This is a genomic window from Methanolacinia paynteri (assembly GCF_000784355.1).
In the GTDB taxonomy this organism is placed as follows: Archaea; Halobacteriota; Methanomicrobia; order Methanomicrobiales; family Methanomicrobiaceae; genus Methanolacinia; species Methanolacinia paynteri.
Map to the genome: position 1 here is coordinate 135,639 of NZ_KN360930.1, position 11,923 is coordinate 147,561.

Annotated in this window: 9 protein-coding genes; 5 read left to right on the forward strand and 4 right to left on the reverse strand. The window is 47.4% G+C overall.

All coding sequences use genetic code 11. The features are described 5' to 3' along the window. The coding region (locus METPAY_RS06890) for a radical SAM protein (RefSeq protein WP_052418714.1) at window positions 1-1,197 on the forward strand (1,197 nt) is incomplete at its 5' end. 145 nt (window positions 1,198-1,342) lie between these two features. On the opposite strand, the gene METPAY_RS06895 is transcribed toward METPAY_RS06890, so the two are convergent. Beyond that, window positions 1,343-2,101 carry a TrmB family transcriptional regulator gene (locus tag METPAY_RS06895; RefSeq protein ID WP_048150591.1) on the reverse strand — a complete coding sequence of 253 codons (759 nt, stop codon included), beginning with the start codon at window positions 2,099-2,101 and terminating at the stop codon, window positions 1,343-1,345. Between the two features lie 669 nt (window positions 2,102-2,770). On the opposite strand from METPAY_RS06895, the gene METPAY_RS06905 reads away from it, so the two are divergent. Then, the gene (locus METPAY_RS06905) at window positions 2,771-3,163 is read left to right on the forward strand and encodes a hypothetical protein (RefSeq protein WP_157199025.1); all 393 of its coding nucleotides are present in this window, start codon (window positions 2,771-2,773) and stop codon (window positions 3,161-3,163) included. A 79-nt stretch (window positions 3,164-3,242) separates the two neighbouring features. Continuing rightward, window positions 3,243-5,630 (forward strand): efflux RND transporter permease subunit, encoded by a 2,388-nt coding sequence (locus tag METPAY_RS06910; RefSeq protein WP_245611554.1) that lies wholly within the window; start codon window positions 3,243-3,245, stop codon window positions 5,628-5,630. A gap of 568 nt (window positions 5,631-6,198) precedes the next feature. Here METPAY_RS06910 and METPAY_RS06915 read toward each other — a convergent pair. Further along, window positions 6,199-6,558, reverse strand: coding sequence for a PAS domain-containing protein (locus tag METPAY_RS06915; protein WP_048150600.1), 360 nt, complete (start codon window positions 6,556-6,558; stop codon window positions 6,199-6,201). Window positions 6,559-6,580: 22 nt separating this feature from the next. Beyond that, entirely contained in the window at window positions 6,581-7,726 is a 1,146-nt protein-coding gene (locus METPAY_RS06920) for a CBS domain-containing protein (RefSeq protein ID WP_048150603.1), read from the reverse strand. 54 nt (window positions 7,727-7,780) lie between these two features. Between METPAY_RS06920 and METPAY_RS06925 the strand changes: the two genes are divergently transcribed. Continuing rightward, entirely contained in the window at window positions 7,781-8,044 is a 264-nt protein-coding gene (locus METPAY_RS06925) for a PRC-barrel domain-containing protein (protein WP_013330061.1), read from the forward strand. Between the two features lie 46 nt (window positions 8,045-8,090). Further along, window positions 8,091-8,819 carry a tRNA(His) guanylyltransferase Thg1 family protein gene (locus tag METPAY_RS06930; RefSeq protein WP_048150605.1) on the forward strand — a complete coding sequence of 243 codons (729 nt, stop codon included), beginning with the start codon at window positions 8,091-8,093 and terminating at the stop codon, window positions 8,817-8,819. Window positions 8,820-8,823: 4 nt separating this feature from the next. Here METPAY_RS06930 and ileS read toward each other — a convergent pair. Continuing rightward, a partial coding sequence (gene ileS / locus METPAY_RS06935; RefSeq protein ID WP_048150608.1) for an isoleucine--tRNA ligase occupies window positions 8,824-11,923 on the reverse strand: 3,100 nt, incomplete at its 5' end.

The following is an 11,923-nucleotide window of genomic DNA, read 5'->3' on the forward strand; positions in this document are numbered from 1 at the left end:
AGTTTCGATTATGAAAGGATCGATGAATTCGCCGCAGCGGGTGCGGGAATAGTACAAAAGCATCCCAACTACCCCGATGTGATCTGTGAGCTTGAGACGGCCCGCGGGTGCTCGAGATATGTGTCGGGCGGATGTTCGTTCTGCACCGAGTTCCTTTACGGCGAGCCGGAGTTCAGGAACGCCGCGGGAGTCCATGCCGAGGTTAAGGCGCTTTATGATTCGGGAGTGCGTCACTTCAGGGTAGGGAGGCAGCCCGACCTGCTGACATACGGTGTCCGCGGGGGGGAGTTCCCCTGCCCCGACCCCGAAAAAATAGAGCATCTCTTCAGCGGAATAAGGGCCGCAGCACCCGGACTGAAGACTCTGCATATAGACAACATCAACCCGAGGAATATCTTTGAACATGAAGAGGCGGCAAAAGAGGCGCTGAAGGCAATTGTAAGGTGGCACACTGCCGGCGATGTTGCTGCCTTCGGTATGGAGTCGGCAGATCCTGTTGTAGTCCGGGAGAACAACCTGAAAGCAATGCCCGAACAGGTTATGAGGGCGATTGAGATAGTCAACGAGGTCGGCGGCATGAGGGATGACGGAATCCCTCATCTTCTTCCCGGCCTCAATTTCGTTCTCGGCCTGAAAGGAGAATCGCCTGCGACATATAAACGGAATATGCAGTTCTTAAAAGAGGTGCTTGATGCAGGGCTTCTTGTGAGGAGGGTCAACATCCGGCAGGTCATGCCTTTCGAAGGCACGAAGGCGTGGGAGGAGAATTCGATCGGGATGTACGACGATCTCTTCAGGAAGTTCAAGGAGGATGCCAGAAAGAACTTCGATCACCCTATGCTCATGAAGGTCTTTCCTCGTGGGACGGTTCTCAGGGATATAATAATCGAAGAGGAGGGAAACACATCGTTCGGGAGGCAGATGGGATCGTACCCGATACTCGTCGGCGCTCCGCAGAAGATCGGTAAGGGGGAGCATATCGACGCGGTGGTCACCGGCTGGGGTATGAGATCGATAACAGGATTTAGGTATCCGATCAGGATTAACGAGATTCCGGTCCAGACGATAAGACAGATCCCCGGGATCGGGAAGAAGACAGCGGCGTCGATCGCTGCGAAGCGGCCTTTTAAAGATCTTGCGGGGCTTCACAAAGTTGCAGGGAAGACGGAACTGGATGAATTTTTTTCTTTTGAGTAGTTTTCAAAAAAATTCAATAATTTTCTAATTTCCTTCCCCGCCCGGTACATTCAGTTTAGATTTTACATGAAATTACTTTGCGATTCACATGGAAAAGTGCATAAAAACTTTGCTTCATGAACGTTTTTAGCTGATTCCTGTATTGTCATTCTTCTTCAAGCATTTTCATAAAGGTCTTTATTGCGTATACGAAATGCGGCACCTGTATGACTACTCCTTCAACCTGTCCCTGTATTTTTCCTATAAAAAAACCCGTTGAATCGTCTATTATCATATTTATCTTGGGCTCCGGGTGATCATATTTTTCTTTTTCCACAGAAGCTACCTTCTCCATCATAGAGTACATTTTTTCCATTTTTTCTGAAAATTCCGTCACCCTCAAATTTGTTCCTGCAAAATCCGCTTTGCTTTTGGCATATATTTCAACATTCACCCTTTTTTTTAGTTTTTTTAACTCTGGTAGTATCCATTCGAAAAGTGAATAATCCTCAACAATAATAATGATCTCTTTGTCTGCGCCCTGAATAAGTGTCTTTATTCTGTTTTTAATACCCCATTCAGAGTGAATTACCCATATTGGTGAAGGCGGTTTTGAGTTGAGATGAAGATTTGAAAGGTATTCTATTGACTCGTTTATTGATTCATTTATCTCCGTCTTTAGTTTGTTGAGTATTGTACCGGGATTTTCAGCATAGAAATATGAGGGATTTCCTTCCTGGACCTCTATGAAATTTTTGTTTGAAAGACTTCTTAATACCGAGTAAATCCTTCCCTGGGGAACACCGCTGGTTTCCTGAATTTCACGTGCGGTTGCCATTCCGAATCCGACGAGTGATATGTATGCCTTTGCCTCATACTCGGTAAATCCAAGTTTTTTAAGAGTCTCAATGGTAGTTTCTAACATTTACAACTCCAAAAGTTCCAATTAAACTATTTGGTCTGTTTTCGATATATAATTTAAGCAGCAGGAAAGAAGTTTGAAACTATTGTATTGAATAAAACTCCATGGTCGGTGCAATAACCGTAAAACCACCTGATAAAACGGAATATTCCGGAATTATTTGTTTCATGCGGTATCCTGTAACGCCCTGCGGCACCTGTCCGCTATGATATGTTCTTTTTTTCTGCTGTGAATTTTAATGATATAGGACATTCATCATATCTTAAATTAACAGCGGAAAAGCAGGAAAGTTCCCCGGACCGGAACGATAAATTGCCGTCTAATTTTTTTGGAAAAAAGACAAAGGATGAGTTAGATCGAAACCGTGTGTCTTTAATTGATCTTTCAATGCATTATGGAGAAAAATCCTGCGACATTATCTGTTGTAGCATTAAAAAGAATCTATTTGTTAACGATTTCCTGCTAAAAACTCCGAAAGTTGGAGATCTATTATTACCTGACTTATTGATATTGTAGTGAAGTCCATAGAAGAAATCTGTCAGGAAATGAACGGGATTTATTTGATATCGATATTGTGAATTTGGATATTCATTCCGGTTGTATAGAGAGTCCTGAAAATATTGATTTTTTCTGAGGATTAAAAATTGAGTTCTGGTTTAAAGAGGCTTTACAATGAAAACAGAAATCAGCGCCTGTAGTATTCATCTTTACAAAAATGAAACTGATTTGGAGACCAAAGGCATATGGGAGGATGCCGGCTTTACACCTCCGCAGTATTATATGCAGCTCATCGAATTCCTTCATTTTACGCTTTTAAATGAAGGCCGCATACCTGAATATTACTTAAAAGAGATAATCGGGATTATAAATTCGCCCTGCAATAATGGCTTATTTGTTATCAATGACAAAAAAAGAATGTACAGTTTTGCAAAAAGTCTTGGAATAGATGTTTTGAAAACCGACGATAATAATATTGCCGCTGGGATTACCTGGAGTATAATCTCCGATTATGTGCTGCCTGACGGCATATCTTCCGGAACGGGAAAAAAGATCTCTTCCAATTAATAACAGGTCGATGCGTGAACAACCTACTTTAAAAGATCTAATGATATGACGCAGGAATATGTACGGCTTGGGCCGGAGGATGATAATATTGAAATCACCTTTTGAATTTATAGCAGAATCAATAAATAAAAGACCGTTTGTCGTTGCAGGTCTGATAATTACTGTATTGTTGCTTGGGATATATGGCGCAACAATGATAACGATGGAGACTGGAACCGAGACTTACCTTGATACCGACAAGCCGGTCGGTTCCCTCCTCATGCATTACACCGAAATATTCGGGTCGGATTCCGTAGTATTGATAGTCGAAGGAGCAGATGTAACAAGACCTGATGTCCTGAATTACCTTGAGAGTCTTGAAGGAGATCTAGGCGGCCAAAGATATATCGCAGGGGCCACAGGAATTGTAGACCTTATAAAATCGGCCAACGGCGGAGTTATACCCCAGAACCAGGCTGATGTCGATGCAGTTCTTAATTCACTTCCCCCTGATTACTTAGACGTTCTTCTTCCGTCAAAGATGATGACTCTTGTAAGCATTCCTCTTGAGACAGGTGTTCCCGAGGAGGCGCAGGAGGGAATTGTCAACAATGTGGATAGTCTTATTGCTTTCTCAAATCCTCCGGCAGGAATTACGATAACTCCGACCGGAAGTCCTGCATTCTCTGTAGAGATGCAGGCGGATATGCAGAACAGCATGGGAACCCTCATCGCCCTTGCAATGATCTTTATGGTCATTGCAATGTTTGTCCTGTTCGGGCATGTGAGATACAGGCTCCTCCCTGTTTTTATCGTATTCTGCGGAATTCTCTCTACATTCGGTGTAATGGGATTTGCAGGAATACCTGTCACTTCCATTGTCATTGCGGCGTTTCCTGTTCTGATAGGCATAGGTGTTGACTATGCAATTCAGTTCCAGTCCAGGTTTGATGAAGAGATAAAAAGATCCCCGATGAAGGAGGCTGTATTTACAACCGTTACAAATTCGGGTCCTGCAATATTTTTTGCCATGTGCGCAACCGCCCTCGGATTTGTCGCATTAACCTTTCTCGCACCGTCACCGATGATTTCGGGATTCGGAACTACATGTATCATCGGTATTGCATGCTGTTATCTATCGGCAATGATAGTTATCCCTACATTTGCAACAATTGTCAAATATAAACCCAAAACAGGCGGATTAAATCCTCTCGACCAGGCCGAATCCTGTCAGCTCGACTGGAAGGGATGTGAAGAGCCCCCACATGTAAAGCCGGGCACGAAAGGCTCTTTTATGGAGAGATATGATATCGCGATCGGGAAACTTGCGGGAAAGATTGCAAGGAACCCGGCCCCGGTCCTTGTGGCTCTACTGATGCTCGCGATTGTCGGAATTCAGCTTGATGAAACGATCATAATCGATACAGACGAGGATGCGATGGTTCCGCAGAATATGCCCGCGATGATATCGATGAATAAGCTCAGCAGTGTCGTAGGTTCAACGGATACGATTACGGCATTCGTCAAGGCGGATTCTGTACTTGAACCGGGCACTTTGCGCTGGATTGATGATTTTGGAGAGTATGAGCTATCCAAACAGGATGATCTTACAGGTGTCACGAGTGTTGCAACATACCTGAGACTTTACAACAACGGAGTTCTCCCGACGGAAGCTACTGAGATTGAAAGAGTATGGAATCTTCTTCCCGAGAGCACAAAGGAGAGTTACGTAAACGGGAATACGGAAACCGTGATGGAGTTCTCGATGGAGGATCTCTCCATTCCGGCGACCCAGGCGCTTATCAAGGATATGCAGAAGGACCTGGACTGGTACACTCCGCACCCCGGCATGTCTGTCTCATATACCGGACAGTCGGTAATGTTTGGTGATCTTATCGATGGAATCGAAGAAACCAAAAATCCGATGACATTTGTCGGGTTCGGGCTGATTCTTCTGCTGTTGATATTATTATACAGGAAATTCACCGCGGTCACGCCGCTTGTCCCGATTATAATGATTGTAGGCTGGAACGGGATTATCATGTATTCTTTGGGGCTTACGTACACGCTCCTTACGGCATGTCTTGGTGCGATGACGATAGGTGTCGCATCGGAGTACACGATTGTCATGATGGAGAGATACCTGGAGGAAAAAGAGAAGGGGCTGGATACAATCACGGCTATTCAGACATCCGTCCAGAAGATTGGAGCGGCTGTTTCCGTATCCGGTCTTGCAACAGTCTGTGGTTTCTCTGCACTCACTCTTTCAACATCCCCAATAATCCAGAACTTTGGAATAGTTACCGTTATTGCAGTGGGATTCTCGATCCTGGGTGCAATTATCGTCATGCCTGCCGCAATATCTGTATTCGAGTCGATAAATGACATTATGAAAGACTGGAAACGCCACCGTGCAGGCGGATGCCCCAAACAGAAAAAGAAGGAGTCCGGATATGCGGCGAAACTTTCAGAGTTTTTAAAGATATAAATTAACTATAATCTCTTTTTCGTCTATTCAATTGAGAATTTGTGGTTTCTGATATTGTGTTTAAATTGGGGCATAAGCCCCTCCGGGGCAGCCCTGGCTCAGTTCGCTGCACGAACTTTCGCAATTGTGATAACCCGGCCTGGACGCTACCCATTCGGGTAGCCTCGGCCGGGAGGATTTACTTTTTTTGGCTATGATTCGGTTGAGGGATCTTAATTGGACTGGAGTTATTTTGGAGCGGGAGGGGACGCTTGTCCGTCCCCGAGTGCGACCTATCGCAACGGGGGAGGGTCACAGGGAGGGGGTTCTCCCCCTCCCTTTCAAACACATGGATTTTGTCCTTGGCCTAATATTTTCATAATGGTCGCCATAGGTTTCGAAAGGGATGGAGCTCTCCGATGGGCAACCCTTGCGCAAGTTCGTTTCGCAGGCTCAACGAACACGCCCTGACCTCATGGCTTTGCGCTTGTGATAGCCCGGCCTCCGGCCGGGAGAGATTAACTATTAAGAACAAAACCCGGTTTTCCGGAATTTTGTGACGAGCAACAAACCATTGCCCTATTCCAAATCAAAAAACAGTAACCAAAATCATATCCTCATCGAGCCGAACACCGGAGATTACCACATCCCTTTCGGAATCGTCCGGCCTGAGTACCCGTGTAGCTTTGGGAGAGGAATGCCCGTTTCTGATAATCTCAGTGAAAAAAAGATCGCGCTCTTTGCACTTCTTCCAGACCACTGCAAATAGCGAACCCCTGAGTTCTTCTCTTTCAAATCCGAAAATCGATGCGAAGGAATTGTTCGCATCGAAGATCTCGAAATCCGGGTGTGTCAGGAGGCACATCCCGGCATCCGTCCGGCGAAAAGATTCCTTGTAGATATTCTCACCCGGTACCTTTTGCCGTTCCGTTTTTTTGAAAAGTCCCATTCAGGTCTTCGCCTCAATTTTTTTATTTCAATTCCTTCAATTCGAGGAATCTCAGGATGTCTGTCCTTGTGACTATTCCTTCTACCTGCCCGTCCTTAACCACCGGAACCCTTCCGATGTTCATCGTCGACATCAGTTTCAGGGCATCTGTCAGCGGCGCCTCGGGAGGGAGGGTCACTGGATCTTTTGTCATAACATCCCTTACGATCATCGCTTCCCTGTCGATAGCTGATATCGTATTTATGTCGTGAAGAGTGACCACGCCGATTAATGTTCCATTTTCGATCACCGGGAACCCGAGATGCTTTGTGTTGTACATCGCCTGGACTACTGCATCAACCGAACTTGCCGGGGAGATGTATGTAACCGGACTTGACATTGCATTTGCGACAGTTACGCCCTCAAGCAGGTGGGAATATTTTATCATCGTCGCCTCCTGTCCCGCCCCGAGATAGACGAATACAGCGATAATAATCAATATGGGATTGAACAGCAGAAGACCGATGAAACCGAACACTATTGCAAAACCTCTCCCTATATCCGCTGCAATTGATGTTGCCTGGTGAATCGGCATCCTCTTTGCAAGAAATGCCCTGAGCACTCTTCCTCCATCCATCGGGAATGCGGGGATGAGGTTGAACAGGAACAGGAGGATGTTCAGGACACTCAGGTAACCGAATACATAGAACAGGATCCCTGCAACTGCCGGCTGTGATATGAAATAATAGGAGATCAGGGCGATGATTCCAGTAACTATTCCGATTACAAGGCTTGCAAGAGGGCCTGCTATCGCCATCGGCAGTTCTACATCAGGCTCGGGGGATTTTTCTTCGTTTATCTGTGAAACGCCGCCAAGTATAAGCAGTGTGATACTCTTTACCTCGAGCCCTTTTGAGATTGCAACGACGGAATGGGCGAGTTCGTGGATCAGAACACCGGCAAAAAGCGACAATGTCACGATAATGCCAAGGATGTATGGCATCTGGCCAGTGGTGATGAGCGATGTGTCGACAGGACCCGGAAGGCCGAATACCATCTCAAGAAAACTGACGCTGTATTCGATCTGGTACGCAATTATCAGTGTGAAAAGCGGGATCACTATGAGAAAAGTGAAGTGAAGACGTATGGGTATGCCGAATAATTCACCGATCTGAATGGAATCTTTCATTGGGAAAGATTATATTTTTAACTTTTAAGAATTATACCTACAATCGGTTATAATATGAAGACTCAAATAACAGATCTTTTTGGGATGGAAGTATATACGGACAAATCCGTGAGGGTGGGTATTGTCGACGATGCTGTTTTGAATGTAGATACGAAGAAGGTGGATTTTCTTGCCGTAGGCGAACTGAATCCTGATCTCTTCCAGCTTAAGGGTTTTAAAGGCATCAGGGTGCCTTTCCGTATTATAAAATCGGTCGGGGATATCATCATCATCCGGCACTTCAACAGCATGTTCCCGTCGCAGGGACCCGAGGACTGAATCAGGGTATGGGGTATAGCCTGAATATCTTTTTTTAACCGGTTATATGTTCGGAAACGAAATATTCAGCGGTCTTACGGCTATCCCCCCTGTATATGTACGGCTGGACGGAAGGGCTTTTCACGCGATGACCCGTGAAGCCGGGTTCAAAAAGCCGTTCGATGATGATTTTATGAATATCATGTCATCCGTAGCCTCGTCGCTCATCTCCGAAAGCGGCCTGGAGCCGGTATTCGCATATGTTTTTTCCGATGAGATAAGCCTCTATTTCAGGAATCTGCCCTTTGGCGGCAGGGTCGAAAAGATCGATTCGGTTTGTGCCTCCTATGCTGCAGGAGCCTTCATGGCAGTTTCAGGATCAAAAACCCCCGTATCATTCGATGCGAGGATTGTCTTCACGACTGAAACCGACGCTCCCGGTTATCTCGAATGGAGGCAGAGGGAGGCATGGAGAAATCACATCAACGCCTACTGCCAGTATGCGCTGATCTCAGAAGGAATGTCCTCGCGCAAGGCCGCAGATCTCCTGAAAGGGATGAAGTCCGCGGATATGCACGAGATGATGTATAAAAGGGGCGTCAATCTCTCCAAGACTCCTTCGTGGCAGAGGCGGGGCGTTATCGTAAGGCGCGAGCAATATATGAAGACCGGATATAATCCTGTTGAAAAAAAAGAGGTCCTGACCGAAAGGTCGAAGGTCACAATAGACGATAATCCTCCCCTGTTTCATACCGAAGAGGGAAGGGAATACATCCTCGGGATAATTAAGAATTAAGGGATCAGTTGTTCCCCGAAATTCCGATCTTTATTTTGATGCCCTCGACTTCCCAGTCCTGAACGAGATCGAAGTCGCCTTTAAGCGTACCTTCTTCAAAGACCATCTCTTTTGCACGGACCTCGCTCATTATTCCGTCCTTCCAGTTCCTGGATACAAGTACTGCAATACGGTCGTCGTCGATTGCAACCCCGGCGGTGATATACTCCTCCACCTTCAGGTCGAGCTGTCGCCGCATCTCCTGGATTCTCCTGATTATCTCTCTTGAGAACCCTTCCGCTTCAATATCGTCGGTAAGAGTGACGTCCACGCACACGACTCCGCCCTGCATCTCTGCCGAGAATACGTTTTCAGGAAGTTTTTCATTGAATACGACATGCTTCTCCGTGATCCTGAAGCCGTCCGTCTCGTAGAATCCGTCGTTGAGGATACCATTCTTCAACTCTGCCGCGTCGGCGCTCTCGATTGCCGCCTTTACCTTCGGCCCTTCCTTACCGAACTCCGGACCGATGGCTCTCATAACCGCCTCTGCCTCGAACTCCATCCTGTCCCATGAACCTTTTACGACCGAGACCTTCAGTGAGTTGGCACGCTGTTTGCAGAGTTCGTTCATGTCTTCGATTGCGGAAGCCACCGTGTCGTCGGATGTGATTACAATTGTATCCGCGACAGGCCAGCGGAGTTTTCTCTTTCCATTCTGCCTTGCAGTCGCAACAGCTTCGTCAAACGAGCGTATAACGTCCATTTCGTTCTCAAGACCGCTGTCGATGAGCTTCGCGTCGCCCGGGTACCAGTCGAGCATATGGACACTCCCGGGATCGGAGTCGGTCCTGAGGTTTTGGTATATGCTCTCAGAGATATACGGGGCCATCGGCGCAAGCACTTCGATGAGTTTTCTCATGACGTAGTACATCGTCTCGTAGGCCTGGATCTTTTCGACCGCCTCTTCCTCGAGCCACATCCTCTGCCTGATAAGCTGGACGTACCAGCGGGAGATATCTTCGAGGATGCAGTTTATGATATTTCTTGAAGCCTTGTGGAGTTCGCAGTTTTCTATATCTACTGAAACCTGAGAACAGAGTGTGTTTGTCCTAGATATGATCCACCTGTCTTCGACCGGCATATCCCTGATGTTCTTCCTGACATAATCCGCGTTCCATACGCCGGATTCGCTTGTCTCGGGAGCGAACGAATCGAGTATCATATACGGCAGGGGGAACCTGTAGACATTCCAAAGGATGTTCATCGCCCTGTTTGTAGTCTTCACGCCCTCCCAGTTGAACTTGAGGTCGTCCCACGGGGCGCTTGCCGAAAGAATATACATGCGCAGGACATCTACACCTACCTTTTCTATGATCTCTTCTGGAGTTACTACATTGCCGAGGGACTTAGACATCTTCCTGCCATCGGAGTCGAGCGAGAATCCGTGCATCATTACCTTTTTGTACGGCGCACGGTCGAAGGCGATGGTCGATGCACCAAGTTGCGAGTAGAACCATCCTCTCGTCTGGTCCTGTCCTTCGGTTATGAAGTCTGCGGGCCAGAGCTTTTCGAACTGCTCCTTTTCTCTCGGATAACCGATGGTAGCCCATGATGCCATTGCAGAATCGAACCAGACGTCGAAGATGTCCTCGACCCTCTTCATCGTACCGCCGCAGGAACATCCGAACGTGATCTCGTCCACGTACGGCCTGTGCGGGTCTTCCAGGTGTGATCCCGCTCTTTCGTTTAGTTCGGCGATCGTCCCGAAGACCTCCTGCTTTCCGCATGAATCACATTTCCATACCGGGATCGGTATGCCCCAGTATCTCTGCCTTGAGATGCACCAGTCTCTGGAATCGGCGACGAAGTCGTGGAATCTCGCGCTTCCCGCCCAGTCGGGGTACCATTTGACCTTCGCGATCTCGTCGAGCATCTGCTGCTTTATACGCGGGATTGCAATGAACCACTGCTCTGTAGCACGGGAGATGATCGGATTCTTGCAGCGCCAGCAGTGGCCGTATCTGTGTGTGATCTTCATCTCAGCAAGGAGATAATCGTCGAGGACCTCGATTACCTTCGGGTTTGCGTCCTTCACATAAAGGCCTGCGAATTCACCCGCATCTACAGTCATCATACCCGTGCCGTCTACCGGGCAGAGGATGTCAAGGCCTTCTTTTTGGCCTACGAGGTAGTCGTCCCACCCGTGCCCGGGTGCGATATGGACCATTCCGGTATTCTCGAGGGTAACATAGTCTGCGGTCACGACCCTGTGAGTGATCTCCTTCTGCGCCGGGACATAATCTGCAAGAGGGGAGTCGTAAACGGTTCCGGCAAGTTCAGCTCCGGTAACCTTTTCGACAATATTGAAGTCAGAATATCTTCCTTTTCTGAGGACATCTTCCACGAGTTCGTCCGCGATCCACAGGTATTCGCGTTTCCCTTCTTTCTCCGCCTCCACCTTTGAGTAGATGAAGTCCTCTTTTACTGCGGTGGCTACGTTCCCCGGAAGTGTCCACGGGGTAGTCGTCCAGATCACAAGGTATTCGTTCTCTTTTCCTCTTATTGGGAACTTGACGAATATCGAGGGATCGGTCTCGTCCCAGTATTCAACCTCTGAGTCTGCGATCGCGGTTTCACAGCGCGGGCACCAGTTGACTACACGAAAACCTTTCTCCAGCAGTTTTTTCTCTTCGGCACGCTTCAGGACCCACCACGCGGATTCTACATAGTCGGGGCTGATCGTCTGGTAGGGATTGTCGAAGTCCATCCATACACCGAGGTTTTTGAACTGCTCGGACATGATATCCTTGTGAACGACCGCGAAATTCTTGCATTTCTCGATGAAGTTCGAGATCCCGAATGACTCGATGTCCTTTTTGGATTTGAATCCGAGTTCGTTCTCGACCCGGACTTCAATCGGAAGGCCGTGCATGTCGTATCCGGCGCGGTCTATGACATTGAGACGGTTCATCCTCCTGAACCTGAGGATTGTGTCTTTAAGGATCTTGTTCCATGCAGTCCCGAGATGTATGTGCCCTGTCGTGTATGGCGGTCCGTCTACGAAAAAATAGTCGGGGCAGTCCGATCTATGCTCTTTTACCTTCCGGTAGATCTCCTCGTCT

Bases quoted from the DNA above. Each gene is read 5' to 3' on its own strand.
- METPAY_RS06920 (WP_048150603.1), bottom strand. From the start codon at position 7,726: ATGAAAGATTCCATTCAGATCGGTGAATTATTCGGCATACCCATACGT.
- METPAY_RS06930 (WP_048150605.1), top strand. From the start codon at position 8,091: ATGTTCGGAAACGAAATATTCAGCGGTCTTACGGCTATCCCCCCTGTA.
- METPAY_RS06925 (WP_013330061.1), top strand. From the start codon at position 7,781: ATGAAGACTCAAATAACAGATCTTTTTGGGATGGAAGTATATACGGAC.
- METPAY_RS06910 (WP_245611554.1), top strand. From the start codon at position 3,243: ATGATAATATTGAAATCACCTTTTGAATTTATAGCAGAATCAATAAAT.
- METPAY_RS06915 (WP_048150600.1), bottom strand. From the start codon at position 6,558: ATGGGACTTTTCAAAAAAACGGAACGGCAAAAGGTACCGGGTGAGAAT.
- METPAY_RS06905 (WP_157199025.1), top strand. From the start codon at position 2,771: ATGAAAACAGAAATCAGCGCCTGTAGTATTCATCTTTACAAAAATGAA.
- METPAY_RS06895 (WP_048150591.1), bottom strand. From the start codon at position 2,101: ATGTTAGAAACTACCATTGAGACTCTTAAAAAACTTGGATTTACCGAG.